This window comes from Streptomyces sp. CA-250714 (genome assembly GCF_050936705.1).
Classification (GTDB): Bacteria; Actinomycetota; Actinomycetes; order Streptomycetales; family Streptomycetaceae; genus Streptomyces.
This window is the reverse complement of record NZ_JBNJMI010000001.1, coordinates 1,191,214-1,217,204: the sequence shown is the minus strand read 5'-3', so window position 1 is coordinate 1,217,204 and position 25,991 is coordinate 1,191,214. Positions and strand designations below refer to the sequence as shown.

Here is a 25,991-nt window from a genome sequence, read left to right as displayed (position 1 = left end):
CCTGACCGTGCCTCACACCGACTCCTGCGCCGGTGACGGGGTCCGCCTGGCCGGCGCCGGTGCCGTTCCGGGTGCGGCGGGCCGGGCGTAGGTGACCGCGAGGGACACCAGCAGATTGGCCGCGAGCCCCAGGACACCGCCGTTGATCCCGTGCCACGGGTCGTTGTCCGTCCACCACAGCAGCAGTACCACCCCGAGCCCCACCAGCATGCCCGCGACCCCGGCCGCCGCGGTCAGCCGCCGCCAGAACAGCGACAGCAGGGCGAGCGGCACGAGCTGCGCCAGCCCCTCGTACGAGAGGACCGACAGCTGCACCAGGGTGTTCGGGAAGAAGAGGCTGCCAAGCAGCGCCACGAGCCCGGCCAGGAAGCACACCAGCTGGGACAGCCGCTTGATCCGCACGTCCTGCGCACCGCCCGGCTCGTCCACGGGCTCGCCCGCGGCGCGGGCCCGGTAGGCGCGGCTGCGCGGGTCGGAGCCGTTGCCGCCGCCGAGCAGCGTACGGCCGCACAGCGTGCCGATCGCCAGCATGAACACGCTCATCGGCACGATCGCCGACAGTGCGCCCGCCACCCCGATCACCGCGACGACGGGAGCCGGCAGCGAGTCGGTGACCAGCCGGAACAGTGCCAGGTCCGGGTTGTCCAGCGCGGGCAGCGCGAACAGCGCGACGGCGCCGACCATCATCGGGATGAACAGCAGCAGTTGGTACCAGGGCAGCAGCAGCGCGTTGCGGCGCAGCGCGTTGGGGTTCTTCGCGCTGAGGTACCCGGCGACGGTGGTGGGGAAGATGGAGATCGTCACAGCGTTCAGCAGCAGCGTGGAGACGAACCAGGTGCCGTTCAGCCCGCCCGACGCATGGCCGGGGAACGTCAGCCACTCGGGCTTCTCCTGCACCATCCGTGTCATGAAGTCCCCGTACCCGTCGAGGTAGTGCAGCGGCACCCACACCGCGAGGAACACCACCGCCACGATGACGAGCACATCCTTGAGCACGCTCACCCACGCCGAGCCACGCAGCCCGGAGACGAGGATGAACGCTTCCGCGACGACAAAGGAGATCACGGCGGCGACATGCAGATCGACGCTGCCGTACGTCATCGCGTTCACCACCACCCCCATGCCCTGGATCTGCACCTGGACGTAGGGGACGATGAAAACAGTCGCCGTGATCGCCACCAATATCCCCACCGGCCGGGAGCGGAAGCGGTGTTCGGCCATGTCCGCTATTGACAGCAGCCGGTGCCGGCTCGCGTACGTCCACAGCGCCGGGCCGACCACGTACGCCACCGCGAAACCGACCGTCAGATAGGCGACCAGGTAGAGGATCGGCACGCCCATCGAGTACGACCAGCCGGCCGTGCCCAGGAACGAGAAGCTGGTGTAGGTCTCGCCCGCCATCAGCAGCCAGATGAACAGCACTCCGAGGCCGCGGCTGGAGACCGACCACTCGGCCATGCCCTTGTCCCGCCCCCGTGCGCTGAGCACGCCGATGGCGAGGGTCGCCGCCATGGCGAGACCGAAGATCGTCGTCGCGATCGCCGCTGATCCGCTCATCGCGCGCCTCCCATGTCATCGACCGGAAGCGGTTCGACCGCGCCCTCCTTGAAGGCGGGGTCGAGCCGCGAGACCGCCCAGATGACCAGCGGGCTCACGACGGTCGCGGCGAGGATCCAGAACAGCAGGAAGGGGAGGCCCGCGATGCGGGGTTCGATTCGGTTCGCCACCAGGGGGGCCGAGCAGTAGAGGACGGCGGGGACGAGCAGGAGCCACAGCGCTGGGCGCTTGGCTCTGCTACGGGGGAGCCCTTCGAGGGGGTCCTCCCCTTGCGGAGGGCGGTGGTGCTCGGGCATGACGGGGTGCTCCTTCGGGGATCGTGGGTAACGGCATGGGGGTCACACGGCCGGGTCGTACCGTCCGTCGACGGCGGTCCATCCGCCGTCCACGGTCAGGACGCTGCCGGTCACGAAGGTGGCGGCGTCGGAGATCAGATACACGACGGCGCCGGCGATCTCGTCGGCCCGCGCCCACCGCTGCAGCGCGGAGGCCCGCGCATAGGCGTCGTACCACTCCGCGTCGGCGGCGATCTGGTCGGTGAGCGGAGTCCGCACCACCCCGGGCGCCACGGCGTTGAACCGCACACCCTGCGGCCCCCACTCCGCGGCAGCCGTCCGCAGCAGCTGGACGAGGCCCGCCTTGGAGGCCGCGTACACGCCCTGGCCCGGCTCCACCTGGAAGGCGCGCATGGAGGCGAGGGAGACCACCGAGCCCCGGCCGCGCTCCGCCATCGCCGGGGCGCAGGCCCGCAGCAGCGAGAAGTGCGCCCGCAGATTCAGCGCGACCACCCGCTCGAACTCCGCCACGGTGTAGTCCGCGATCCGCTTGCGCACGTTGACGCCGACCGTCACCACGAGCCCGTCCAGCGGGCCCCAGTCGGCCGCCGCGCGGGTCAGCGCTTCCTCGTCCAGCACATCGAGGGGGTACGGGGAGGCGCCGGGGCCCGCCAGGCGTACGGTCTCCGCCGCGCCCGCCTCGTCCCGGTCGGCCACCACGACTTGGGCGCCGTGTGCCGCCAGCGCTCGCACCGCCTCCCGGCCGATGCCGCTCGCGCCGCCGACCACGGCCACCCGCCGCCCGTCGAGCCGGAACAGCCGGCTGTAATCCACCTCGGCACCCCGGTCGTTGTCCTGGCTCATGGCTTGATCACCGCCATCTTCGTCACCGTCAGCTCCTCGATCGCGAACCGTGGACCCTCCCGTCCGATGCCGGAGTCCTTGACGCCGCCGTAGGGGGCGACGTCGCAGCGGTAGCCGGGCACTTCGTTGATCACCACGCCGCCGACGTCGAGTTCGTCCAACGCGCGGAATGCGACGTCCAGGCGGTGGGTGAAGACCGCGGCGTGCAGCCCGTACCGGCCGGCGTCGACCGTGGCGAAGGCGGCGTCCAGATCGGGTACGGAGCGCAGGCATACGACGGGCCCGAAGATCTCCTCGTCCCACGCGGGCTGCCCGTCCGGCACCTCGGCCAGCAGCGCCGGGGTCAGACAGCGGCCCACCCGCTCGCCGCCCGCGACCAGCCGGGCGCCCGCCGCACGGGCGTCCGCGAGCCACGACAGCACCCGCTCGGTGGCCGCCTCGTCGATGAGCGCCGCGACCCGGGTGCTGTCCTCGCGCGGGTCGCCCACCCGTACCGATGCCAGCCGCGCGGTGATCCGCCGCTCCAGCTCGGCGGCGACCGGCTGTTCGGCGATCACCCGCTGGACGGCGATACACGCCTGGCCCGAGGCGTAGTAGCCGCCGCGTACCACCGCGTCGGCCGCCGCGTCGAGATCGGCGTCGGCCGCGACGACCAGCGCCGCGTTGGAACCCAGCTCCAGCACCACCTTGCGGGGCGCCGCGTCCTTCGCGATGCGATGGCCGACGGCGGCCGAGCCGGTGAACGAGACCGCGGCGACGGCCTCGTGCGTGGTGAGCGTACGACCCACCTCGACGTCGCCGGTCACCAACTGGACCGCGCCCGCCGGGGCGCCCTCGGCGACGAGCCGTTCGCGCACCAGACGCACCAGCCACAGGGTCGCCAGCGGGGTCGCCGGCGCCGGTTTGACGATCACCGGACAGCCCGCCGCCAGCGCCGGCGCGATCTTGTGACTGGCCAGCATCATCGGATAGTTGAACCCGGCGATCCCGACGACCACCCCCACCGGGCGCCGCGTCCAGAAGCCGGTCATCCCGTCGCCGGACGGCAGCCCGTCCAGCGGCACCGTCTCGCCGTGGATGTGCACCACCTCGTCGGCCGCGGCCCGCCAGGTGGCCACCGCCCGGGTCACCTCCGTACGGCAGTCGACGCGCGGCTTGCCCGTCTCCAGGACGAGCAGGTCCTCCATGCCGGCGGCCACGCTCTCCAGCGCCTCCGCCACACCGCCGAGTACGGCGCGGCGGGTGCGGGTGGGGAGCGCGGAGACCTCGCGGCGCAGTGCGGCGGCGTGCTCGACGGCCTGCCGGGCGAGCGCCGGGTCACCGAGTGGGGCCTGCGCCACGGGGCTTCCGTCGTAGGGGAAGGTAACGAGCTGCTGCCCCGGTGCCGCCGACCAGCTCTCGCCGACCGGCAGTCCGTCCGGGAACTCCTTGCCCTGCCACAGATTCACGCTGCCGTACCTCCCGTGCCGCCCGCGGTGAGGAAGTGGTGCGCGGCTGCCGCGTACACCCGGGCGTACTCGCCGATCTCCCGCACCTCCACGAACTCGTCCTTCTGATGGGCGATCCACTTGCCGCCCGGGCCGTAGACCACGGTGGGCAGCCCCGCGTCCCGGGTGAGGATCGTGCCGTCGGTGGTGCCGGGCACCGCGCCGAACGCCGGTGCGCTGCCGTGCACCTGGGTGTGTGCGGCGACCAGCCCTTGGACCACGGGATGGTCCTCGGCTATCTCGATGGCGGGCCGGTCGTCGACGACGGTCAGCCGTACGGTCACCCCGAAGGCGGCCGCCGCCTGCTCCGCCGTGCTCCGCACCCGCTCGGTCAGCTCGGCGTGGTCGGTGCCGGGGATGGTCCGTACGTCGACGCCGACGACGCCGTGCGCGGGGATGACGTTCAGCTGGTCCGGGTCGCCGCCGAGCAGCACGGTCGGGGTGACCGTCACCGAACCGGCGTGCGGGTGGTGGCCGAACCGCACGGTCGCCCACTCCTGCACCGTGCCGAGGGCCTCCACGATTCTGGCCCCCGCCGCGATCGGGCTGCGCCCCTCCTGGGGCATCGCGCCGTGCGCCATCACACCCGTCAGATCCAGCCGCAGCCGGATGCCGCCGCGCGCCGAGGTGCACACCTCGTAGCCCTCCGGCTCGCAGACGATGACGCCGTCCACCTCGCCCGCCAGCGGGGAGGCCGCGAACGCCTTGGCGCCGAGCATCATGCCTTCCTCGTCGGCCATGACGCCCAGCACGATCCGGCCCGGGAAGGAGGCTGCCTGCTGGAGCGCGCGCACGGCGTAGATCATCGCCGCCACACCGGACTTCATGTCGGCGGTGCCCCGGCCCCACATCCTGCCGTCGCGGATCTCGGCGCCGTACGGGTCCACGCTCCAGTCCGCTGGATCGCCTTCGGTCACCACATCCGTATGGCCCTCGAACATCAGCGTGGGGCCCGGGCCCCCGCCGCCCTCGACGACCGCGATCACGTTCGGGCGGCCCGGAGCCACCTCCGTGACGGTGTGTTCCCAGCCGAAGCGGGTGAACAGCTCCGCGACCAGCTCGGCAGCCGGTCTCTCCACGTCCTCGGCGCCCTCGGCGTTGACGGTGCGCAGCCGTACCAGCTGCTGGGTGAAGGCGATGGCCGCCTCGGTGTCGAGCAGGGAATCCCACGGCAGTGCGCCGGGACCGGAATGCATCTGGCTCCTCCACGTCCCTGTCCCAGTCGGCCGGCCGATCGGCTTGCTCCGGAGGCCAGGCGACTGGTCAGACCAGTTGACTGGCCGTACTCTGCTTGCGGGCCACGGTCCCGGTCAAGGGGTCGGCAAGCAGAGCGCACGAAAGCAACATGAGAAGCCGCCGAGAAGGCATCGGGAAACCGGTGGGAAACAGCGCGAAAGCCATCAGCAACCGCCGCTGGACAACCGATCAGCCTTCGGGGCCAACCACGCGACGAGTCACGAGGAAGGGTGCCGGATGACGGCCGAGTCACCTGGTCAGATCGGATTCAAGCCGGTGCGTCCGGTGCGCGCCTACCAGCGCGTCGCCGAGCAGATCGAGGAGCGCATCCTGGACGGTGAACTGCCGCCCGGCTCCCGGCTGCCCGCCGAGCGGGAGTTGGTGCGCCAGTTCGCCGTGGGCCGCTCGACCATCCGCGAGGCGCTGCGGGTCCTCCAGTCCTCGGGGCTGATCCGCTCCCGGCCCGGCGATCCGCTGGGCGCCGAGGTGCTGGGCGTCTCGCCCGACACCCTCAGCCACGCCCTCGGCCGCCTCGCCCGCTCCCATCTGTCCGGTCTGGCCGAACTGATCCAGTTCCGGATGGTCCTCGACGCGGAGAGCTACCGCCTGGCGGCACGGCTGCACACCGAGGACGATCTGCACCGGCTGACGGAGCTCGCGGACCGGATGGAGGAGTGCGTCCCGCACGACCCGCACGCCTTCAGCGAGGCCGACGCGGAGTTCCACCGCGCCGTCGCCGAGGCCAGCGGCAACGCGCTGCTCGCACTGTGCGCGCGGGCGGTCCATGACGCGGTCGTGGACGCCATCGAGGGCAAGCTGGTCCGCGCGAAGCGGGCCGGTGACGCGAGTGACTGGATGCGGCGCTCCGTCACCCATCACCGCGAGATTCTCGCGGCCCTCCGCGCTGCGGACGGCGCCCGTGCGGCGCGGCTGGGCCGGGAGGCGTTGTTCGAGCACTATGCCCCGCATCTTCCGGAGCAGGACCGCGAGCGGTTGAGGGCGGCGCTGGACTGAGTAGGGGCTGCCCCTTGTTGTGCGTTGCAGGCTGCGGGATGGTTGTGGCTGGTCGCGCAGTTCCCCGCGCCCCTGATTGGCAACCTCCTGCGCTTGGGCAGTCTGCGCCAGGGGCGCAGGGTGGGCAAGCGCAGCCCCCGCGCGGGGTACGCCCCTGTCAAACGGTGAGCTCGTGGAGGTCCGCCAGTGTGCCCGCGCTCGCGTCGGCCAGCCAGGCGGCGGGGGTCGGCCCTCCCGTGTAGCCGAGGACCGGGATGTTGGCGGCGTGGGCGGCGCGGATACCGGCTGGACTGTCCTCGATCACCAGGCACTCCGCGGGCGGCACACCCAGGGTGGCGGCCGAGTGCAGGAACAGATCGGGGGCCGGCTTGCCCTCGCGTACGTCGTCCGCGCTGAAGACCCGGCCCGCGAAGCGCTCCCACAGACCGGTGGCCGTCAGCGAGTGCCGGATGCGCGGATGACTGCCGCTGCTGGCGACGCAGTACGGGATGGAGCCGGCATCCAGCGCGTCCAGCAGCTGGACGACGCCCGGCATCGTGTGCGGGGCCGCGTCGAACGCGGCGGCCACCCGCCTCCGGTACTCGACGAGCCAGCTGTCGTCCACGGGCACCGTGGCGTGTGCCCGCACCTGCGCCAGCAGATAAGGCTCCGGGGTGCCCAGGAACTTCTCGAGCACGTCGTGGGGAGTCAGCGGCCACCCCGCCTCGGTCGCCATCGCGGCGACGACCTTGGGCCCGATCCGCTCCGTGTCGACCAGCACCCCGTCGCAGTCGAAGATGACGAGCCGCGCCGCCGCGAGGGCCCGGGCGGGGGAGGGGTGGGGCGTACTGTCCATACGCCCCACCCCATCACGCCCCGGCGCGGGGCCTCAGCCCGGGCCCGGCCTGCCGACCCGGTCGGTGACCCAGGTGTGGAACTCCCCGATGTGGTGCTCGCTGGGTACCAGCACCCCGCCGTCCCGGTAGGCGCGGGAGGCCATGGCGGGCTGGGTGCGTTCGCAGGCGTCGAAGTCCTGGACGTTGACCCGGTGGAAGAGCTCCACCGAGTGCGAGACGTCCGCACCCGCGGCAACCACCTCCGGCGCGTACAGCCAGTCGCACTCGATCACCGTGCGGTCCTCGGCCAGCGGGAACATCCGGTGGACGATCACATGGTCGGGCACCAGGTTCACGAACACCTGCGGCCGGATGGTGATGGCGTAGTAGCGGCGGTCGTGGGCGTCCGGGACGCCGGGCAGCCGCTCGAAGCCCGCGCTGCCGTCCACCGTGAAGCCCTGGGCCTCGGCGGCGAACTCGGGCCCGTGCCCGACGTAGTACTGGGCGGCGAACCCGTCGGCGAACTCCGGGAGTACCTCGGTCAGTTCAGGGTGGATCGTGGCGCAGTGGTAGCACTCCATGAAGTTCTCGATGATCAGCTTCCAGTTGGCCGCCACGTCGTAGGTGTGCCGTCGGCCCAGGGCCAGCGACTCGATCGCGTAGTGCCCGATCACCTCGGTGCCGCCCAGCCGCTCGGCGACATCCCCCATCACGGACTCCTCGAACGAGGGCGGCTCGGCGGCCAGGCACACCCACGCATAGCCCAGCCACTCCCGCAGCCGCACCGTGTGCAGTCCGTACTCGGTACGGTCCACATCCGGCATCCGGGTCAGATTGGGGGCCGCCGTCAGCTTGCCGTCCAGGTCGTACGTCCACGCGTGGTACGGGCACTGCAGGCTGCGCCGTACCTCGCCGGCCTGCTCCGTGCACAGCCGGGCGCCGCGGTGCCGGCACACATTGAGGAAGGCCCGCAGCTCACCCCGCCGGTTGCGGGTGATCAGCACGTTTTCGCGGCCCACTTGAACAGTGCGGTAGGCGCCTGGCTTGTCGAGATCGGCCGAGCGGACCGCGCAGAACCACTCGGTCTCGAAGATGCGCTCCTGCTCGCGCCGGAAGTTCTCCGGATCGGTGTAGCGGTCTCCTGGCAGAGTCGCCAGCAGGCTGCCGACAACGGTCGTCATGTCGTGGTTTCTCCCTCGGGAGTGGCGAACTGGCGGTGCGGGGCCTTCAGGGGCTCCCTGAGCGGGTCGAACAGGGCGATGGGATGCTCGGTGGTGCCGTTGAGCGCCAGATCGGCGAGTATCTCGCCGACGACGGGTACGAACTTGAAGCCGTGCCCGGAGAATCCGCAGGCCACGGTGACCGCGTCCGGATGCTCCGGGTGCCGGGCCAGCACGAAGTGCTCGTCGGCCGTTGTGGTGTACATACAGGTGACGGCCTTGCGCAGCCGCCCCGGCAGATCGGGGATACGGGGCCGCAGCTGCGCCGCCATCGCCCCGGCCTCCGCCTCGGACACGGTGCGGTCGATGGTCTCCGGGTCGCACAGCGAACCCTTGCGGAAGAAGGCGACCTTCGCCCCGCCGTCCGGGCCCTCGATCGCCGGGAAACCGTAGACCTGCACGCCGTCGGTATCCTCCCACACGTAGACGGGGTGCTGCTCCGGCGCGAACGGGGCGGTGCCGCCGCGCGGGTGGAACCAGTACATGACCTGCCGCTCGATGGCGAAGCCGACACCGAGGTCGGCGAGCAGGCGCGGTGCCCACGCGCCGGGGCAGACCACCAGATGCCCGGCGGTGTAGACGTCATCCGTCGTGTGCACCCGGACGCCTCTGCCGCCCGGCAGCACCTCCCAGCGGGTCACCGGTTCCTCGAACCGCAGGTCGGCACCGGCCTGCTGGGCGAGCTGCACATGCGCGGTGACGGTTGCCTCGGGGCGGACGAAACCGGCGCGCTCCTCGTAGAGCGCGACCTCGTCGTCCGCCGGTGTCAGGGTCGGGAAGCGGCGGCGTACCTCGGCCGCGTCCACCATCTCGTGGGGGAGGTCCCACTGCCGGGCCGAGCGCAGGCTGCCGGAGACGGCCCGGCTGTCCGGGCGGCCCACCATCACGCCGCCGCAGAGGGTGGCGAGGGTGCGGCCGGTGTCGCGTTCCAGCTTCGCGAAGAGGTCGTAGGAGCGGAGGAGGAGGGGGACGTAGGCGGGGTCCTCGAAGTAGGACTGGCGGATGATGCGGGAACCGCCGTGGCTGGAGCCGCGGTTGTGGGCCGGGCCGAAACGCTCCAGTCCGAGGACCTGGTGGCCGCGGGCTGCCAGATGACAGGCGGCGGCGCTGCCCATACCGCCGAGTCCGATGACGATGACATCGCGGGAATGTGCCACTGCGGGCCTCCTTGTGGGTCAGCGGCGGATGCGGGCCATCTCGGGGTCGAACAGCGGCTCCGGGGCGACGGTTGCCGCCACCTTTTCGCCGAAGTACTCGACGGCGACCGAGGTACCCGGCACAGCTGCGCCGGCCGGCACCCACGCGTAGGCGACGCACCGCCCCACGCTGTAGCCGTACGAAGCGCTGGTCACATAGCCGGCGACGACCCCGTCGACATGCACGGGTTCGCTGCCCATGACAACCGCGGCGGGGTCGTCGAGGGTGAGGCACACCAGCTTCCGGGTGGGCTCCCCGCGTTCGGCCAGCGCGTCCCGCCCCACGAAGTCGCCCTTGGCGGGGCGGACGGCGAAGCCGACGCCGGCCTCCTCCGGGGTGTGCTCGGTGGTCATGTCGGCGCCCCAGGCGCGGTATCCCTTCTCCAGCCGCAGGCTGTTGAAGGCACTGCGGCCCGCGGCGATGACGCCGAGCCGCTGTCCGGCCTCCCACAGGGTGTCCCACAGCCGCAGTCCCACATCGGCATCCGTGTACAGCTCCCAGCCCAGCTCGCCGACGTAGCTGACCCGCAGCGCGGTCACCGGGATGTGGCCCACGTATGTCTCGCGCGCCTTGAAGTAGCCGAACGCCTCGTGCGAGAAGTCCGCGGGGGTGAGGGGCTGCACCAGCTCCCGGGCCAGCGGGCCCCACACCCCGATGCAGCAGGTGCCGGAGGTGATGTCGCGGATCTGTACGCCCTCGGGCGCGTGCCGGGTGAGCCAGTCCAGGTCGGCGGGGGAGTTGGCGCCGAGCTGCCAGCGGTCCGGGCCCAGCCGGGCGGCGGTCAGGTCGCTGCGGATGCCGCCGTTCTCTTCGAGCAGCAGCGTGTAGGTGACTGAGCCCGTCCGCTTCTTGAGGTTGTTGCTGGTCATCCGCTGCAGGAAGGCGAGCGAGCCGGGCCCGGTGACCTCCAGCCGCCGCAGCGGCGTCATGTCGTACAGCGCGACCTTCTCCCGCGTCAGCTTCGCCTCGACGGCGGCGATCGGCGACCAGTGCTGGACCGACCAGCTGTCGCGCTCGGGCAGCTGAATGCCGAGCTCGGCCACGAGCGGCGCGTTGGCCTCGTACCAGTGGGGCCGCTCCCAGCCGCCCGACTCCAGGAAGTGGGCGCCCAGTTCCTGCTGCCGGGGGTAGAAGGGGCTGGTGCGCAGGGGGCGGCCCGTGCCGGGCGGCTGCAGCGGGTGGATCACGTCGTACACCTCGACGAAGCTGCGCTCGCCGCGTGCACGCACATACGCGGGGGAGCGCTGGGCCTTCTCGAAGCGGTGCGGATCGCACTCGTGGACGTCGACCGTGGTGCGGCCGTCCGTCATCAGCTCGGCGACGGCCCGCGCGGCGCCCGCCGAGTGCGTGACCCAGACGGCTTCGGCGAGCCAGAAGCCGCGCACCGTGTCGGACTGGCCCAGCAGCGGCATCCCGTCGGGGGTGAAGGAGAAGACGCCGTTGAAGCCCTCGTCCACCCGGGAGCCGGCCAGTGCGGGCAGCAGCCGGCCGGTCTCCGTCCAGCTGGCTGCGAAGTCCTCCTCGGTGAAGGGCAGCGAGGACGGCATCTCGGGGGCTTCGTCGTAGGGCAGGATCGTGTACGGGTCGACGGGCAGTGGACGGTGTGCGTACGTACCGATGCCGATCCGGCCGGGGCCGCCCGCCGGGTCGAGGTGTTCGCGGTAGTACAGGTCGTGGTCCTGGTGGCGGAGCAGCGGCCGGACGGCCTCGACACCGTTGGCCCCGGTCAGCTCCGGCAGCGGCGCCGTCCTGGCGTACTGGTGGGCGAGCGGCAGCAGCGGTACGTCCACGCCGGCCATGGCGCCGACGACCGGCCCCCAGAACCCGGCGGCGGAGACCACATGGTCGGCCGGGAAGGTGCCCCGGTCGGTGACGACGCCGGTGACCCGGCCGCCCTCGCGCTCGATGCCGGTGACGGTGTGCCGGTCCAGGAAGCGGGCACCGCGCTGCGAGGCGCGCTCGATCTGGGCCAGGCAGGCGTCGACCGCGCGGGCCAGACCGTCGCCGGGGGTGTGGAAGCCGCCGAGCACGCTGTCCGGGTCGAGCATCGGGAAGAGCTCGGCGCACCGCGCGGGTCCGACCAGCTCGCCCTCCACGCCCCAGGAGGCGGCGAGCCCAGCCTTACGGTGCAGATCCAGCCAGCGGGCCTCCGTCGTGGCGACCTCCAGGCCGCCCACCGGCAGGAAGCACGGCCGCCCCGCGTGGTGCAGCGAGCTGAACTTCTCGACGGTGTAGCGCGCGTACTGGGTCAGCGTCCGCGAGGGGCTGGTGCGGAAGACGAGGCCGGGGGCGTGCGAGGTGGATCCGCCGGGTGCTGCCAGCGGGCCCTGTTCGAGAACGGTGACGTCGCGCCAGCCGCGCGCCGTCAGCTCGTCGGCCAGCGAGCAGCCGACGATTCCGGCGCCGACGATGACGACGCGCCCGGCCCGCGAATCGGCCGGCGCCTGGGGAGATTCGCGGGGAGGCTCAGAGGAAGAAGTGCTCACAACACCACCACCGATCGCAGCACCTTGCCGCGCTGCATCCGCTCGAAGGCGACCTCGACCTCGTCCAGCGCGATCGTCTCGGTGACGAAGGCGCCCAGGTCGAGCTTGCCGCTGAGGTAGAGGTCGATCAGGACCGGGAAGTCCCTGCTGGGCAGGCAGTCCCCGTACCAGGACGACTTGAGGGCACCGCCCCGCGAGAAGAGCTCCTGGAACGGGAGCTCGATCGTCACGTCCGGGGCCGGGACGCCGGCCTGGACCAGCACGCCCGCCAGGTCCCGCATGGCGAAGCCCTGGAGATAGGTTTCCGGACGGCCGACCGCCTCGATGACGACGTCCACGCCGTGCCCGCCGGTCAGCTCGCGGACGGCCTCGACGGGATCGGTGCCGCGCGAGTTGACGCTGTGGGTGGCGCCGAACTGGGTGGCGACATCCAGCTTGTTGTCGTCGATGTCGACGGCGATGATCCGGCGTGCCCCGGCCAGCGAGGCCGCCGCGATGGCCGCGTTGCCGACACCGCCGCAGCCGATGACGGCGACGGTGTCCCCGTAGGAGACACCCCCGGTGTGCACGGCGGCGCCCCAGCCGGCCATCACGCCGCAGCCGATGAGTCCGGCTGCCTCGGGCCGCGCCGCGGGGTCGACCTTGACGGCCTGCCCCGCGTCGACCAGCGTCTTGTCGGCGAACGCGCCGATGCCGAGCGCCGGGCTGAGCGGGGTGCCGTCCAGCAGCGTCATCGGCTGCCGGGCGTTGCGCGAGTCGAAGCAGTACCAGGGCCGCCCCTTACGGCAGGAGCGGCAGCTTCCGCACGGTGCGCGCCAGGCGAGCACGACGAAGTCGCCGGGGCGCAGATCGGTGACGCCCGGGCCCGTCTGTTCGACGACGCCCGCGGCCTCATGGCCGAGCAGGAACGGGAAGTCGTCGCCGACGGCGCCTTCCCGGTAGTGCAGATCGGTATGGCAGACACCGCATGCCTGGATGGAGACGAGGACTTCGCCCGGGCCGGGGTCCGGTACCAGGACCGTCTGCACCTCGGCCGGGGCGTCCTTCTTCATCGCGATGACAGCGCGGACCTCGTGTGGCATTCCCAGACCTCGCAGTTGTTGCGTAGTGCACGACTGGTTGCGCTATGGGAGACATAGTGAGAACGCCGAACCTCGCCCGTCAAGAGATGTGGATCAGTGGTTCATGACAAGGCGTCAGAAAAACGCACCGCGGGCCCGGCCGATGCCGGACCCGCAGTTATGGGAGGTCGGGGCGCTGCTACTGCTGACGCTCCATCAGAAATTTGTACTTTTCGACGGCAGATTCCCGGTCGGTTCCAGAGCTGTTCCGGGCCGGTTCCGGGCCGGCCGACGGGTGCCCGCAGCGGGTGCAGGCCGGGCTCAGTAGGCGTAACCCATCCGGCGCGAGAGATCCTGGGCCGCCGCCATCGTGCGCTTGGCGACCTCCTGGAGCCGTTCCTCCTCCAGCCGGTAGGAGGGCCCGGACACGCTGATCGCGCCGATCACCTTCCCGTCGTGCGCCCGCACCGGTGCCGCCACCGCGTGCAGGCCCAGCTCCAGCTCGTCCCTCGCCACCGCGAAACCGGTCTTGACCACCGATTTCAGCTCAGCGCGCAGCTCCGCGGGGGAGACCACGGTCGACTCCGTCAGCCGTGGCAGCTTCCGCGACAGCACGCTCTCCTGGACGGATTTCGGCTGGTGCGCCAGCAGCGCCTTGCCGCTGGAGGTGGCGTGCAGCGGCGTCCGTCTGCCCAGCCAGTTCTGCGCGGTGACCGACGACGCGCCACGCGCCTGCATGATGTTGACCGCGGCGTCGTCGTCCAGCACCGCGATGTTCGCCGTCTCCCCGGCGTCCTCGGCCAGCTCGCGGCAGACCGGAGCGCCCTCCTGTGAGATGTCCAGCCGGGAAGCCGCGGCTCCGGCCAGTCTCAGCACGCCCGGGCCCAGGTAGTACTTGCCGCGGTCCTGCTCCTGGGAGACCAGGCCCCTGGCCTCCAGGACGCCCAGCAGCCGGAACGCCGTCGATTTGTGGACGCCCAGTTCCTCGGCGATCTCCGTCACGCCCGCGTCGCCGTGCCGGGCCAGGATCTCCAGCACGCTGACGGCGCGGTCGACCGACTGGACCGAAGCAGCCGCGCCTCTGGACTGCTTACCAGTCGCTGTGTCCTCCGATTTTTCACTCATCTGCTCAACGTCACCGCCTGCTGGCCTGGTTGTGGTTCCCGGTTCCCGGTTGCCGGCGCGCGGCCGCGCGCCGTGCTCCCCGGAGGCTGCCGTTTCTCTCCACTATCCGCGGAGGTCGTCGGCGGGTGCTTGACGTGAAGCCTCCCCGCTTGGATTCTGTTGCGCATCACGCTCCATCGTGCGCGATACGGAACTCGGATAGTAGCGAAGTGTCTTCCCCGCGCTTCTCCGGTCACCCGGTACCGGGATCCGCCGACCCTGCTCACTCGAACGTGCTCGCGAGGTGAATCACAGTGATCCCTGTCTGCCGCCTTGAGGACCTGCCCGAAGGCGAATCCGTCCGTCTCGACCTCGAACCTCCCATCGCCGTCTTCAACGCCGACGGCGAGCTCTACGCAATCGACGACACCTGCACCCACCAGGACGCGTCCCTGTCAGAAGGCTGGCTCGAGGGCTGTCTGGTCGAATGCCCGCTGCACGCTGCTTCATTCGACCTGCGCACCGGCCGCCCCACCTGCCTCCCTGCTCGCAAGCCGGTCCGCACCCACGCGGTGAGCGTGCTCGACGGCACCGTATGGGTGCACGTCGAGGCCGACCGGGCCGCGCAAACACCGCACACCGCCGTAGCCGGACAAGGGAGCGCCGCATGAAAACCATCACCGTGATCGGCGCCTCCCTGGCAGGACTCCATGCCGCACTGGCGCTCCGCGCAGAGGGCTACGACGGCAGGCTGGTGATCGTAGGGGAAGAACACCATCGCCCCTACGACCGGCCTCCACTCTCCAAGGAATTCCTGACCGGCGCGCTGACCGCCGAACGGCTCTCCCTCGCCGACGCGGAGGAGATCGCCGAGCTGGACGCCGACTGGCTGCTGGGCACCCGTGCCGAGGGCCTCGACCCGCCCTCCCGTACGGTCACGCTCACGGACGGCCGCAGGCTGTCCACCGACGGCGTCGTCCTGGCCACCGGAGCGGTGCCCCGCACCCTGCCCGGCGAGCCGCTGGAAGGGGTGCACACCCTGCGCACCCTGGACGACGCCGCCGCGCTCCGCGAGGAGCTGAGCCGGGGGCAGGTGCGGGTCGTGGTGATCGGCGCCGGATTCATCGGCGCCGAGGTCGCCTCCTCCTGCGCCACCCTCGGGCACACGGTCACCGTCGTCGAGGCCGCCGAGCAGCCACTGCTGCCCCAACTCGGCCCTCAAGTCGCGGAGTTCTGCGCCGACCTGCACACCGACCACGGCGTCACCCTGCTCACCGGCACCGGAGTGCGCGCACTGCACCCGGACGGCGCCCGTAACCGGGTCGGCTGGGTGGAGCTGGCCGACGGGCGGTTCCTGCCCGCCGACGTGGTCGTGGTCGGTATCGGCGTACGGCCCGCGACCGGCTGGCTGGAGGGCTCAGGCCTCCCGCTGGACGACGGCGTCGTCTGCGACGCGGGCGGCGTCACCCCGGTGCCGGGTGTGGTGGCCGTGGGCGATGTGGCCCGCAGCGCCGGGCACCGGGCCGAGCACTGGACGAGCGCCATGGAGGCCCCGGCCGTCGCCGTACGGAATCTGCTGGCCGGCACGACCGTGGAGACGTACACGGCACTGCCGTACTTCTGGTCCGACCAGTACGGCATCCGGCTCCAACTCGCGGGCAGCCGCGGTCCGGACGACACCCTACGGGTGGTGGAGGGCTCACCGGAGGACCGCAGCTTTCTCGCCGTCTACGAGCGCGACGGCACCACCACGGCAGTCCTCGCAGCCAACCGCCCCCGCCCCTTCATGCGAGCCCGGCGCGAGCTGGCCCGCGCCGGGATGGCGGCGGTCTGACGCTGCGGGTTGCTGTGTTGCGGCGAAGAGAGGTTCAGGGGGCTCCGCCCCCTGAACCCCCTTGCCGAAGGGCCGGGGGCTCGGGGGCGGAGCCCCCGAGATCAATCCCGCCGCAACGGCGGGAACCCCAACAGCGAGGGTCCGGCGGAAAAGGAGGCGGCCGGAACCACAACGTCCGGCGTCAATTACCGGCGGTCGCCGGCTGCTTCTCGCTGGGGCGGACGATGACGAAGCCCTCTCCGTCCAGCCTCAGCTGCACGGCCTCGCCCGAGCCGCCCCGGATCATCGAACCGAAGCTCTGCGAGCGGTGCAGCGAGGTCTGCAACTGGGCGCTCCAGCCCACCACCGCGTCGGTGTCCACGAACACCGGCATCTGCTGCGACACCGGGATGACGATCGGCGTGCCCTCGCAGATGACACCGAGCCTGCCCTGGCCCGAGAAGACGCTGTTGAACAGCCCGCCGCCGGCCATTCCCGCGCCCTTGACGATGCCGATCTCGTAGTGCAGACCGGCGTCGAAGACCAGCACGTTACGCCCGTTGACGGTGAGCGAGTCGCCGGGCGCTATGTCGATGAGGAAGCAGTTCTCCGCCTCGTGCGCGAACCACGCCTCGCCCTGGCCGCTGACCGACATCAGCGCCAGCCCTTCCCCGGTGACCTGGCGCTTGAGGAAGTTGCCGACCCCCTGGCCCTTCTTCTCGAACCGGAGATTCCCCCGGAAGGCCACCATCGATCCCTGCCGCGCGTAGCACTCGCCGTTCACCGTGTACTTCACGCACTTGTCGTTCTGCAGCTCCATCCCCGCTGTGGGGCTGGGCTGCGCCATGTTCTTCGTAGCGAAGAGATCACTCTGCATGGCGCCATGTTCCCCCGGAACCTGTCGCTCCTTCCAGACATTCCGTGCCGCTGGTTCACCTGACCCCAGCGCAGTCGGCTCGCTCCACCGGACGGGTGGGAGATCGTCAGGTCCGTTTCTGGCAGCGGGCGCGTCCGGAGTGCCGCGGTGGTGCTTGAGCAGCTCGTACTTGGCCGTGCCGCCGGTCGATCGGTCGATTCTTCTTCGGCGCGGGATACGGGAGATGCGGGTGGGTGGATGCGTCCCGCGCGACGTCTGCTTGCGCCCGGGTGCGCTGGAGTGTGCGCGTGGTGTGGGAGGGCCCCGGTGTACTGCGGTGCCGCTCATAAGGGGGGCACACGGCCTGATCGTGGCGGGTATGCCTCCGACGGTCGGCACACGAGGCGGTGGAGCGAGGAGAAGGGCGCGATGGTGCCATGCGCGGTTGCCCGAACTGTAGGGGCCGTCCTCGCGCTGGTAAGTAGCCGTACTGCTGTCCCGCGCCACCTCGCGCACTTCTGTCACCACTTGCCGGACCTGATGCCCCGGCGGTCGGGCAGAGCCTGACCAGGTCGCCGAGCGGCGAGCCACGCGTTCCCCCGAGCGGGGCCGCTTGCCGGTGTGCGGTGACGGACCGAGGCATTCCGCTGTGCTGGGAGAAGGCGCCTCGACAACGAGGACGCCGCCTCGACAACGACAACACTTCAGCAGCTTGGACACCACAGCAAGGAGACAGGACATCATGGCTTCCCCCGCTTCCGGCAACGACAACGCCCGGCCCCACGCAGCCCCGACCGACCACCCGATCGCTAAGGACGAGCCCCCGTACGTGCCGTACTGGCACCCCGGCGACACGGATCTGCCGTCGAACGGCCGAAGCATTCTCGACTGGTCGCCCGCCACGGACGCGGACGCGCCTTTCAACCGCAGCTGCGTCCCGCTGCACCCGCGCGTGCAGAAGTCGTCGCTGCGTGCCAACAGCAAGGCCTGCGCGGGCGAGGGCCGGATCATGTCCTGCGCGGAGTTCTGGGGCACTGTCCGAAACCCGTCCCAGGGCGTGGCGGATCACCGGTACTACGCCTTCAGCCACTGGCAGTACGTGGACACGCTGGTCTTCTGGGCAGGCGTCGCCGACGAGGGGCTGATCTGTCCACCCAACGGGCACGTCACCGACGCTGCGCACCGCAACGGGGTCAAGGTCTACGGCAGTGTCTTCTTTCCGCCGCCCGACGCCGGCGGCAACCCGAACTGGGTCAAGGACTTCGTCCAGGCGGGTGCCAGTACGGGAGAGGAACGGTACCCGGTCGCTGACGCGCTCATCGCGGTCGCCGACTACTTCGGATTCGACGGCTGGTTCATCAACTACGAAACGCCCACCGACGCCGAGACCGAGGCGAGGCTGCGTGACGTCCTCGCCTACGCCAACGCCCGCTCCAGCCTCGACTTCGTCTGGTACGAGGCATTCCGCTACGAACTGACCGACACTGACACCGACACCGGCATCGGCAGGAACGAGTTCTACCTTCAGGACGGGACCAAGAAGGTCTGCGACTCGATCTTCATCGACTACGAGTGGGGCAACGACAACATCGCACGTTCCATCGCCACGGCAGAGAAGATCGGACGCGACCCGTACGACGTGCACTATGGTCTCGAACTCGTGCGCAAGGTCCCCCAGAACCCGGCCCGAGCGCGACTGGTCTGCCCCGCCGGTACGAAGCACCGCGGCTCGCTGGCCCTGTACGCCGCGCACACGGTCTCCAACCAGCCGAAGGAACCCAAAGACACCTGGCTGGACTACTTCTACCGAGCGGAGGCCGACTACTGGACCGGCCCCAGCCACGATCCCTCCGACTCCGGCTGGCCGGGAATCGCCGCCCACATCGCCGAGCACACGACCGTGCTGAGCATCCCCTTCGTCACACACTTCAACGCCGGTCACGGAACTGCCTATCACCATGCCGGAGCCAGGACCGATCAGAGCGCCGACGGTTGGGCCAACCTGTCACTGCAGGACGCCCTGCCCACCTACCGGTGGATCACCCGCAGCACCGGCAACTCCCGTATGTACGCCTCGCTGTGCTTCGAGGAAGCCTGGGAGGGCGGTTCCTGCCTGCGGCTGACCGGCGCCCTGGCCCCCGGATACGACTCCGCGGTGCGCCTGTACCAGACGCAGCTCACCGCCACTGGCAGTACGAAACTCACGGTCCGGGCCAAGACCCCTTCCGACCAGAACTTCAGCTTCCACGCCCTGATTGCTCTGGACAGCCGACCGGAGCGCTTGGTGCCCGTACCGCTCAGCACCACCTCGACCAGCGGCTGGAAGACCTACACCGCTGATCTGTCCGCCTACACCGGCCAGACGGTCGTCCAGCTCGGCCTCAGGCTCGCACTGGCCCGGTCCGCCACAACCGACCTCGCCTACGACATCAGGGTCGGCCAACTCGCGGTGCACGACCAGGACTTCACCGCGCCGCCACCTCCAACCGGTCTCACGATCGACCACCCCACCACGCTCGCCCCCAACCGCAAGGCCCTGCGTCTGTCGTGGACACCCCCCTCTTCCGCGGCGGAGGTCCACCACTACGAGGTCCATCGCGGCAGCACGGGTGCCCTCACCCACCTCGGTGCCACTCCCAACACCGTGTACTACGTCGCCCAGCTCGACCGAGGCAGCGACGCCACAAGCACCACGCTCACCGTCACCTCTGTCGGTATGGACGGCACCCACAGCACCACCGGCGCCACAGCCACCGTCACGTGGTGACGCCCGCAGCCGAGGAGCGGCGGACGACGGCGTCGGGCACCCTGTCTTCTTCCCCCGTCGTGATTTCGCCGGTACGAGTTCGCCAGGCAGAAATTTCTCGGGTAAGGCCGAGGACGTAAATCCCAAGCGCGCTCTCTTCCTGCACCTGACGGCAGGGCGAAGGGATGAGGAAAAGCAGGAAAAGTCTCTTCCGGGGCGGTGCGCGAGTTGTGTCCTCACTTGAGGGGGATTTGAGGGGGACTTGACGGGCGTATTCCCGATAATCACGTTCAGGCTCTTCGCGCCGATCCCGCATCCGTGCGCCCCCGGACCTGTCCGATTCGGTGCGGAAAAGTGAGGGAATCAACCTCAAGCCGACATCCATAGACCCGCGAGGCCGCCGCACACGCGGCATTCCCGCTGGAGTCCACCGGGCGCCGATGCCAGGCCCGGATCACGGCAGGCCGCGTTTCCCGGCACTTCCGCCCCAGCCGCTGAACGGCTTTACCGCGGGCATCCCGAAAAGGAGAGAACAGTGTACTCGAATACCCTCGACACCTTCGTCAGGTCCGTGCAGCACGGCAAGGAAATCATGATCATCCACCGGGTCACCGGAGGCTATCTGACCCAGAGCGGCGACTTGCAGATCGCCATGGACCCGCTGGAGGGCATCACCGACAACAAGCACCTGTGGGTCGTCCATCTGGACGGCTACATCAAGAACAACACCGTCTTCAGCCTGGAGAACAAGAGCTCCGGAAAGCGTCTGACCGTCAACGACAAGAACCCGCGCGAGGGCATGACGTTCACCGATGCGCAGGATCCGGGCGCCACCGGCAAGGCGGCCGACGCGCAGCGGTTCTTCGTGCTGCCGCTGTGCTGCGGCGGCTACTCGCTGGTCCCCGTGCTGTGGCCGGAGTACTGCCTCGGGCCAAAGGACAACCACCCGCAGCCCGGCTGCGACCGGCCGATTCTCCACTTCGGCAACGACTCCTCGCTCAACTGCTCCCACGACTTCGTACTGCCGCCCACCGGGCCGCCCCGGCGCGACCCGACGGACACCAACCTCGACGCGGCCGGCGGCTCCGGCCAGTCGGGCGGCTCCCAGACGGCTGCGCCCGCACCCCGTCGGGCCTCCGACCGGGCGCTGAAGACCGCCGTCACTCCGGTGGTCTGGGACCGGTGAACGGCTGGTTCCTGCGTGGCGTGCTGGCCAGGATGCGCACCCCGTCGGCGGTCAGGGAAACCCGCCGACAGGAGGCGTCTCCCGCAGGGCTGGCGTCCGGGGCCACCGGCGAAACCGTGCGTGCGGGCGCGCCGGTCAACGGCCACCATGTGCTCGAGCAAGTAGTGCGGCTTCCAGTGAGCACCTGGCGCTACCACTGGGATCCGCCGCACGTACGGCACATCGGGCCCATGGCGCAGGACTGGTGGGCGGCCTTCCAGGTCGGCGAGGACGACCGGACCATCTGCTGCACCGACGCCAACGGCATCGCCCTGGTCGCGATTCAGGCGCTGCACCGGCAGGTGGAGGAACTCCGCAGCGAAGTCACCGCGCTGCGGGAACAGGTCGCCCACCAGCGGGCACAACAGTCCGAACCAGCCGGGCCGCAAAACGGCTGACTTGCTCGGACGACAGCCCGCCCGAGCAGCGGACCGCTCACTTCCGACCCCGCAGCGACTCCGCGCTGCGATCCCGAGTGGTAAAAGCGCGCCGAGTGGCAAAAGCGCAGGCCACTCCGCCCGGGCCTCCTCCCCGTCACCGGCGATCCGCCGGAAGCCGATCTGGTCCGCTTCGTTCGGCGTTGTGTCAGTTGAACTGGTCCGCCGTGAGCCCGGCGGTCAACGGCGTTCCTGAGGCCGTATGGCACTGGTGCGAATCCGCTCGGCCGCCCATAGCACGCCCCCGGGAGATCTGACGTTGCTCATGCTTGGAGCTGGCGCTGGCGCTGCCGGTCGTCGGTGGTCAGTAGCCGAGGCTCGGGTACCAGTCGTCGCGGCCCTGCGGGGTCAGGTCGAGGAGGTGCCAGACGGGGGTCAGGAGGTCGATGCCGCGCTCGTCGATGTCGTCGGCCATGCTGGGGTGAGTGGAGTAGAAATGGCGGACCGTGCCGGCGCCGTCGCGGGTGAAGACGGAGATGGTGGAGTCTTGTTCGCCGTCCTGGTCCTCGCTGCCCAGGTCGTACTTGAACGTGCTGTCGCCGCAGCTCAGCAGCCGTAGTCGGTGCCAGCCGCGATTGCGGGCGTGCTCCCGGAGGGTGGGCGTGTCGGCGGCCGCGACGATGGCGAAGTCGGCGTTACGGGCAATGTGGTGGGCGATGCCGTTGAAGCCGTCGATCCAAAGGGTGCACATCGGGCAGGGGTCGGTCTGCAGCTTGCCGTACATGAAGTGGTAGACGATCAGTGGGCGGTCCGGGGCGGTGAACAACTCACTCAAAGCGACCTCACGGACCGGTGCGTCGCCGGCGTCGAGGTCGGCGGGGCCCTCGATGAAGACGTAGTCGTCGACGGGTGGCCCCTGAGGGAGCGCCCGTCGCCGGGCCGCGACCTGCTCGCGGTGGCGCATGAGGTCGATCTCGGCCAGGCGCAGCTCTTCGCGAGCGTCGAGGTAGTCGGCCGATTCACCGGCCAGTCTGGTCTGCCGCCACATCGCGTCCTCCTGGGGTGGCCATCCCCCCGGCCCCCGGTCCGGGACGCGAACTCCCAGCTCCCACGTTCCTGAACCGGCCCTTTGAGTCTATGGCGGTTCCACGGCCGCCGACAGTTGAGCCGAAGCCCGACTCCGTGCTGATCCTCGACTGGGCAAAGAAGGCAGGCCCCGTACCGTGGGGAGCCCGGATGCGGCAACCGCTCACGAACCGCGTGTGTTGTCAGAGTGCAACGGTTCGACGTGACAAGAAATTCGAACACTTGCTTCAATCTGGGCTATGCGGTCAGCCCCCTTCCCTCACGACCTCATCCAACTCCAGCACGCCTGGAACCGTACGTACGAGGAACTCGCAGCACGTCCGCGCGACGTGACGACGTTGCGCCGCCGCATGTACCGACTCTCTGTGCGCCTGGTCTGGCACCCGTATTTCAACGCGGCCCCAGGCGGAGCGTCAGCGGCCCGAGCTGAGCTGCGACACCAGGTGCGCGCACACGAGCGGCACAGTACGAGGAGCTTGTGACCAGCCTCTCGGGCACGCAGATCCTCATAGCCCGGAGCGCCCGGGCCGGGCGTGCGTCGCCGAGTACGGCGAGGATACGTCGATGCGCGAACTCGCTGCGGCTGTTGGACTGTCCAGCGCATGCACGATCGCGTACCACCCTCGACGGATGCGGGAGCAGGGCATGACAGCGCAGACCCGCGGGGCCTCGCCCTTACCAGTGCGTGCACTGCTCCCTGGCTCGATCCCGCTCCGCGCCGGCGCCCTGAGCCAGGGCGTACGGATTCCGAGGAATACGTGTTAGGGGCATGCCGCAGTCGGCAGGATGGGGGCATGGACCTTGGGGATGTGGGGCCGGGCGGGGTGCGGCCGGTGGTGGTGCGGGTTCCGGTGGAACCGGTCGAGGCCGCCGTGGAAGCGGACGCGGTTGATGCCGCGGTGCAGGCCGGCGGTGTGGCGGTCCGTGGCCCGCTGTTCGGTGTTGCCGCACAGGATGCGGACGACGGGCCGCGGTGGCGGGTGGTGGTCGCGGTGTCGGTCGGCTGTCCGCAGATGGCGCGCGACAGCTTGAATTCGCTGCTGTGGTTCCGTGCGAAGGACGAGGCCCAGGACAGGGCGGAGCGTCGTGCTCTGCTGGCGGCGGTAGCACGGCTGGAGAGCGAGCGCGTCGACGAGCTCACCGTGCTGGGCACCCGCTACCGGATCGTGCGCGCCGAGGAGTACGCCGGCATCGGCCCGAACGGCATCGAGCAGCCGCGCCCGACCGATCCGGAGCCTGTCAACCCCGACTGGAACCGCGGCTCCAGGGAGGCCAAGATCGATGACGATCTGGTCCTGGATCCGGACGCGCCGGTCACCCCGGCCCAGGCCGCGGAACGGCTGACGCTGCGCGACATGGCCTACGCCGGTTCCCGGTACCCCGAAGACGTGCTGCTCGACTCGCAACGGGCCCTGAAGACCCACCCGGACATCTTGCTGCTGCCCGCGACGTTCAAGGTCGTGGAGCGGACCGATACGGAATGGACGTCGGGCAGCGGCTTGCACGCCAGTGCGCATGACGCCCGGAAGACGCTGGACTTCACCCTGACGTGGTGGGAGCCGCGCCGGCGCGGTCTCATCCCCATGCACGCGGACGGAGACGTCGACGCCCGTACCCGGGTTGCCGAGAACGCCGACGGCGCGGACGGAGAGCTGGCCGCGTACGCCGAGGCCGCCGACCAGTTGCGCACCGGCCGGGTCAACCAACTGGAGGTCCTGGGCACCGTCTACCGGATCGGCCGTACCCGCCGCCTGCTGCGCTGGGGGCCTGACGGACCCGAAGGGCCGCGTCCATCCGACGTCAACCGTCATGCCCCCGGCCCCCTCCACCCCGTGCTCGATGAAGACGGCAACATCCACTACGAGGACGAAGACCAAGCGGACGACGACGGCTGAGTCTTCCCGGCCTGGCCTCGGAGGCGCCGCCTGCGCGACACCAGTCCCGAGCCCAGCCCGGAGCGACTAACCCGCCACCCTGACTTCCGCGTGAGGCCCCACGACCGTGCGGCCGGGCCACGGTTTCGTCGCGCGCGGTGGCGCTGGAGGACGTCCAGCGCGCTGTCGACCATGTCGAGCAGTGCGCCGCAATCGCGCGGTCGGTGTGGCCGGGACGTCGCGACGGTGGCAGCCCTGCGTGGGCGACCGGTGCGGGCACGCCTGGCCGCGACCCGACCCGCACCGTGCGAGGGGATTTGAGGCTTTGCCTGCCCCGCACGCTACTGGACCAGTCGGCCAGCAGTCACAAGTCCCCAAAAGCAGTTCAATGAAACGATGGAAGGTGCCAGGGGGCGCGGTCCTCCGGGGCGTGCGCCCCATGGCATGGGAGAAGGAGACGAGGCATGAAGTTCGTGCTCGAGGTCGACACCAGCGAGATGCGCGGCGAGGGGGAGGCCGCGGCAGAACTGGGACGGGTGCTGCGGTACTGGGGCGGCAATCTGCGCCACTACGCGCTGGAGCCGGGCGACGGCTCGGTCGTGTACGACTCGCAGTACCGCGAGGTCGGCAACTGGCGTATCACCGCGTCGTCGTGACGGGACAGACCGGGGAGCGGAGAAGAGAGGTGAGCGTGACCGAGGGTGCGGACCCCGAGCGGATCGGACAGGAACTCGACGGCGCTGTCGTCACAGTCGACGCCGCGCTGCCCAAGCCGGTGCGCGAGGGGATCGAGGAGATCACCGGCCGGCCGGTGGGCACCGGCGAAGGGCCCCGGGTGCATGTGGGCCCCGACCTGCCCCGACTCGCCCCCGGCGAGCGGCTGTTGTGGATGCACAGCACCTACGCCGGAGTCGACGCGCTGCTCAAGGCGCACACCCCGTGGCCGACGGGGACGCTGCTGACCCGCACGGTCGGCCGGATGGGGGAGCGGATCGGCCAGTACGTACTGGCCTGGGCACTGGCCGAGCTTCAGAACATCCCCGACTACGTGCGCCAGCAGGCGTCCCGCACCTGGAACCGGCTGCCCAGCGAGCTGGCCGACGGCACCCTCGCCGTCATCTTCGGCACCGGCAGCATCGGCGCGGGGATCGGGGCGGCGCTCCAGCGCTGCGGCGTCCGTACGGTCGGCGTTGCCCGTACCCCGCGCCCGGCGCCCGGCTTCGACGAGGTCGTGGCGCTCGGCACGCCGGACGGTGCGGGCGGCCCCTCAGCCGAACTGGCAGGCGTGCTGGCCGAAGCGCGCTGGGTCGTCGACGCGCTGCCGCTCACGCCGCAGACTGCCGGGCTGTTCGGCCCTGGGCTGTTCGGGGCGATGGACGGCGCGACCTTCTTCAACGTCGGCCGAGGCGCGACCGTTCACACCGACGCGCTCGCTCAGGCGCTGGAGCGGGGTCAGGTGGGGCACGCGGTGCTGGATGTCCTCCCGGAGGAGCCCGCTCCGCCCACCTCTCCCGCCTGGGACCTCCCCCGCACCACACTCACCTCCCATTCGGCGGGTCCCACAACCCCCCTCGACATCACCACCGACTTCCGTACCGCCTGGCACACCCTCCGTACAGGCCAACTCCCCTCCCTCGCCGTCCACACCGCGGCGGGCTACTGACCCGCGCTCTCCCGCTGACGGGACAAACAGCCGCC

Annotated in this window: 22 protein-coding genes; 9 read left to right on the top strand and 13 right to left on the bottom strand. The window is 70.6% G+C overall.

Translation table 11 applies throughout. The annotated features are described in order from the left end of the window. Positions 1–12: 12 nt before the first annotated feature. Genes ACQEU8_RS05510 through ACQEU8_RS05490 form a run of 5 tightly spaced genes read right to left on the bottom strand, consistent with a single transcriptional unit; the run spans position 13 to position 5,379 of the window. Positions 13–1,557 (bottom strand): sodium:solute symporter family protein, encoded by a 1,545-nt coding sequence (locus ACQEU8_RS05510; RefSeq protein WP_433097401.1) that lies wholly within the window; start codon positions 1,555–1,557, stop codon positions 13–15. Further along, the gene (locus ACQEU8_RS05505) at positions 1,554–1,853 is read right to left on the bottom strand and encodes a DUF3311 domain-containing protein (protein WP_433097399.1); all 300 of its coding nucleotides are present in this window, start codon (positions 1,851–1,853) and stop codon (positions 1,554–1,556) included. The genes ACQEU8_RS05510 and ACQEU8_RS05505 overlap by 4 nt, the downstream gene beginning before the upstream one ends. A 42-nt stretch (positions 1,854–1,895) precedes the next feature. Next, the gene (locus tag ACQEU8_RS05500; protein WP_433097397.1) at positions 1,896–2,696 is read right to left on the bottom strand and encodes an SDR family NAD(P)-dependent oxidoreductase; all 801 of its coding nucleotides are present in this window, start codon (positions 2,694–2,696) and stop codon (positions 1,896–1,898) included. Then, complete coding sequence (locus ACQEU8_RS05495) at positions 2,693–4,144, bottom strand: aldehyde dehydrogenase family protein (RefSeq protein ID WP_433097395.1); 1,452 nt, start codon at positions 4,142–4,144, stop codon at positions 2,693–2,695. Before ACQEU8_RS05495 ends, ACQEU8_RS05500 begins: the two co-directional genes overlap by 4 nt. Beyond that, entirely contained in the window at positions 4,141–5,379 is a 1,239-nt protein-coding gene (locus ACQEU8_RS05490) for a M20 family metallopeptidase (protein ID WP_433097393.1), read from the bottom strand. Before ACQEU8_RS05490 ends, ACQEU8_RS05495 begins: the two co-directional genes overlap by 4 nt. Positions 5,380–5,656: 277 nt before the next feature. On the opposite strand from ACQEU8_RS05490, the gene ACQEU8_RS05485 reads away from it, so the two are divergent. Further along, positions 5,657–6,433, top strand: a complete 777-nt coding sequence (locus ACQEU8_RS05485; protein ID WP_433097391.1) for a FadR/GntR family transcriptional regulator — start codon at positions 5,657–5,659, stop codon at positions 6,431–6,433. A 157-nt stretch (positions 6,434–6,590) separates the two neighbouring features. Here ACQEU8_RS05485 and ACQEU8_RS05480 read toward each other — a convergent pair whose 3' ends face one another. The 6 genes from ACQEU8_RS05480 to ACQEU8_RS05455 all read right to left on the bottom strand — a co-directional run bounded on the left by ACQEU8_RS05480 (position 6,591) and on the right by ACQEU8_RS05455 (position 14,337). Next, positions 6,591–7,268, bottom strand: coding sequence for an HAD family hydrolase (locus ACQEU8_RS05480; protein ID WP_433097389.1), 678 nt, complete (start codon positions 7,266–7,268; stop codon positions 6,591–6,593). Positions 7,269–7,301: 33 nt separating this feature from the next. Then, positions 7,302–8,429 (bottom strand): aromatic ring-hydroxylating oxygenase subunit alpha, encoded by a 1,128-nt coding sequence (locus tag ACQEU8_RS05475; RefSeq protein ID WP_433097387.1) that lies wholly within the window; start codon positions 8,427–8,429, stop codon positions 7,302–7,304. Next, positions 8,426–9,625 carry an N-methyl-L-tryptophan oxidase gene (gene solA / locus ACQEU8_RS05470; protein WP_433097385.1) on the bottom strand — a complete coding sequence of 400 codons (1,200 nt, stop codon included), beginning with the start codon at positions 9,623–9,625 and terminating at the stop codon, positions 8,426–8,428. Before solA ends, ACQEU8_RS05475 begins: the two co-directional genes overlap by 4 nt. Positions 9,626–9,643: 18 nt before the next feature. Then, positions 9,644–12,151: a GcvT family protein gene (locus ACQEU8_RS05465; RefSeq protein WP_433097383.1), complete on the bottom strand. Its 2,508-nt coding sequence runs from the start codon at positions 12,149–12,151 to the stop codon at positions 9,644–9,646. Then, on the bottom strand, positions 12,148–13,233 hold the full coding sequence (locus ACQEU8_RS05460) for an S-(hydroxymethyl)mycothiol dehydrogenase (protein WP_433097381.1): 1,086 nt from the start codon (positions 13,231–13,233) through the stop codon (positions 12,148–12,150). The genes ACQEU8_RS05465 and ACQEU8_RS05460 overlap by 4 nt, the downstream gene beginning before the upstream one ends. Positions 13,234–13,533: 300 nt before the next feature. Next, complete coding sequence (locus ACQEU8_RS05455; protein WP_433097379.1) at positions 13,534–14,337, bottom strand: IclR family transcriptional regulator; 804 nt, start codon at positions 14,335–14,337, stop codon at positions 13,534–13,536. A gap of 293 nt (positions 14,338–14,630) precedes the next feature. On the opposite strand from ACQEU8_RS05455, the gene ACQEU8_RS05450 reads away from it, so the two are divergent. Both ACQEU8_RS05450 and ACQEU8_RS05445 read left to right on the top strand, forming a co-directional pair. Then, the gene (locus ACQEU8_RS05450) at positions 14,631–14,987 is read left to right on the top strand and encodes a bifunctional 3-phenylpropionate/cinnamic acid dioxygenase ferredoxin subunit (protein WP_433097377.1); all 357 of its coding nucleotides are present in this window, start codon (positions 14,631–14,633) and stop codon (positions 14,985–14,987) included. Beyond that, positions 14,984–16,150 (top strand): NAD(P)/FAD-dependent oxidoreductase, encoded by a 1,167-nt coding sequence (locus ACQEU8_RS05445; RefSeq protein WP_433097375.1) that lies wholly within the window; start codon positions 14,984–14,986, stop codon positions 16,148–16,150. Before ACQEU8_RS05450 ends, ACQEU8_RS05445 begins: the two co-directional genes overlap by 4 nt. Positions 16,151–16,331: 181 nt before the next feature. Here the strand turns inward: ACQEU8_RS05445 and ACQEU8_RS05440 are convergent, their stop codons facing one another. Next, the gene (locus tag ACQEU8_RS05440; RefSeq protein ID WP_433097373.1) at positions 16,332–17,006 is read right to left on the bottom strand and encodes an AIM24 family protein; all 675 of its coding nucleotides are present in this window, start codon (positions 17,004–17,006) and stop codon (positions 16,332–16,334) included. A gap of 721 nt (positions 17,007–17,727) precedes the next feature. On the opposite strand from ACQEU8_RS05440, the gene ACQEU8_RS05435 reads away from it, so the two are divergent. The 3 genes from ACQEU8_RS05435 (at position 17,728) to ACQEU8_RS05425 (ending at position 21,354) form a co-directional block, all read left to right on the top strand. Next, positions 17,728–19,752, top strand: coding sequence for an endo-beta-N-acetylglucosaminidase (locus ACQEU8_RS05435; RefSeq protein ID WP_433097371.1), 2,025 nt, complete (start codon positions 17,728–17,730; stop codon positions 19,750–19,752). Between the two features lie 514 nt (positions 19,753–20,266). Next, a complete protein-coding gene (locus ACQEU8_RS05430) occupies positions 20,267–20,917 on the top strand; it encodes a hypothetical protein (protein ID WP_433097369.1) in 651 nt (216 codons plus the stop codon). Continuing rightward, positions 20,914–21,354 carry a tail fiber domain-containing protein gene (locus tag ACQEU8_RS05425; protein WP_433097367.1) on the top strand — a complete coding sequence of 147 codons (441 nt, stop codon included), beginning with the start codon at positions 20,914–20,916 and terminating at the stop codon, positions 21,352–21,354. The genes ACQEU8_RS05430 and ACQEU8_RS05425 overlap by 4 nt, the downstream gene beginning before the upstream one ends. A 343-nt stretch (positions 21,355–21,697) precedes the next feature. Here ACQEU8_RS05425 and ACQEU8_RS05420 read toward each other — a convergent pair whose 3' ends face one another. Next, the gene (locus tag ACQEU8_RS05420; RefSeq protein WP_433097365.1) at positions 21,698–22,381 is read right to left on the bottom strand and encodes a DUF899 family protein; all 684 of its coding nucleotides are present in this window, start codon (positions 22,379–22,381) and stop codon (positions 21,698–21,700) included. A gap of 832 nt (positions 22,382–23,213) precedes the next feature. Between ACQEU8_RS05420 and ACQEU8_RS05415 the strand changes: the two genes are divergently transcribed. The 3 genes from ACQEU8_RS05415 to ACQEU8_RS05405 all read left to right on the top strand — a co-directional run bounded on the left by ACQEU8_RS05415 (position 23,214) and on the right by ACQEU8_RS05405 (position 25,956). Further along, positions 23,214–24,314: a DUF5954 family protein gene (locus ACQEU8_RS05415; RefSeq protein ID WP_433097363.1), complete on the top strand. Its 1,101-nt coding sequence runs from the start codon at positions 23,214–23,216 to the stop codon at positions 24,312–24,314. 443 nt (positions 24,315–24,757) lie between these two features. Next, on the top strand, positions 24,758–24,949 hold the full coding sequence (locus tag ACQEU8_RS05410; RefSeq protein WP_209208816.1) for a hypothetical protein: 192 nt from the start codon (positions 24,758–24,760) through the stop codon (positions 24,947–24,949). Between the two features lie 29 nt (positions 24,950–24,978). Continuing rightward, positions 24,979–25,956: an NAD(P)-dependent oxidoreductase gene (locus ACQEU8_RS05405; RefSeq protein ID WP_433097361.1), complete on the top strand. Its 978-nt coding sequence runs from the start codon at positions 24,979–24,981 to the stop codon at positions 25,954–25,956. Positions 25,957–25,991: the final 35 nt, after the last annotated feature.

Coding starts and splice junctions, on each gene's coding strand:
- ACQEU8_RS05510 (WP_433097401.1), bottom strand. CDS start 1,557: ATGAGCGGATCAGCGGCGATCGCGACGACGATCTTCGGTCTCGCCATG.
- ACQEU8_RS05505 (WP_433097399.1), bottom strand. CDS start 1,853: ATGCCCGAGCACCACCGCCCTCCGCAAGGGGAGGACCCCCTCGAAGGG.
- ACQEU8_RS05500 (WP_433097397.1), bottom strand. CDS start 2,696: ATGAGCCAGGACAACGACCGGGGTGCCGAGGTGGATTACAGCCGGCTG.
- ACQEU8_RS05490 (WP_433097393.1), bottom strand. CDS start 5,379: ATGCATTCCGGTCCCGGCGCACTGCCGTGGGATTCCCTGCTCGACACC.
- ACQEU8_RS05485 (WP_433097391.1), top strand. CDS start 5,657: ATGACGGCCGAGTCACCTGGTCAGATCGGATTCAAGCCGGTGCGTCCG.
- ACQEU8_RS05480 (WP_433097389.1), bottom strand. CDS start 7,268: ATGGACAGTACGCCCCACCCCTCCCCCGCCCGGGCCCTCGCGGCGGCG.
- ACQEU8_RS05475 (WP_433097387.1), bottom strand. CDS start 8,429: ATGACGACCGTTGTCGGCAGCCTGCTGGCGACTCTGCCAGGAGACCGC.
- ACQEU8_RS05460 (WP_433097381.1), bottom strand. CDS start 13,233: ATGCCACACGAGGTCCGCGCTGTCATCGCGATGAAGAAGGACGCCCCG.
- ACQEU8_RS05455 (WP_433097379.1), bottom strand. CDS start 14,337: ATGAGTGAAAAATCGGAGGACACAGCGACTGGTAAGCAGTCCAGAGGC.
- ACQEU8_RS05445 (WP_433097375.1), top strand. CDS start 14,984: ATGAAAACCATCACCGTGATCGGCGCCTCCCTGGCAGGACTCCATGCC.
- ACQEU8_RS05440 (WP_433097373.1), bottom strand. CDS start 17,006: ATGCAGAGTGATCTCTTCGCTACGAAGAACATGGCGCAGCCCAGCCCC.
- ACQEU8_RS05435 (WP_433097371.1), top strand. CDS start 17,728: ATGGCTTCCCCCGCTTCCGGCAACGACAACGCCCGGCCCCACGCAGCC.
- ACQEU8_RS05420 (WP_433097365.1), bottom strand. CDS start 22,381: ATGTGGCGGCAGACCAGACTGGCCGGTGAATCGGCCGACTACCTCGAC.
- ACQEU8_RS05415 (WP_433097363.1), top strand. CDS start 23,214: ATGGACCTTGGGGATGTGGGGCCGGGCGGGGTGCGGCCGGTGGTGGTG.
- ACQEU8_RS05410 (WP_209208816.1), top strand. CDS start 24,758: ATGAAGTTCGTGCTCGAGGTCGACACCAGCGAGATGCGCGGCGAGGGG.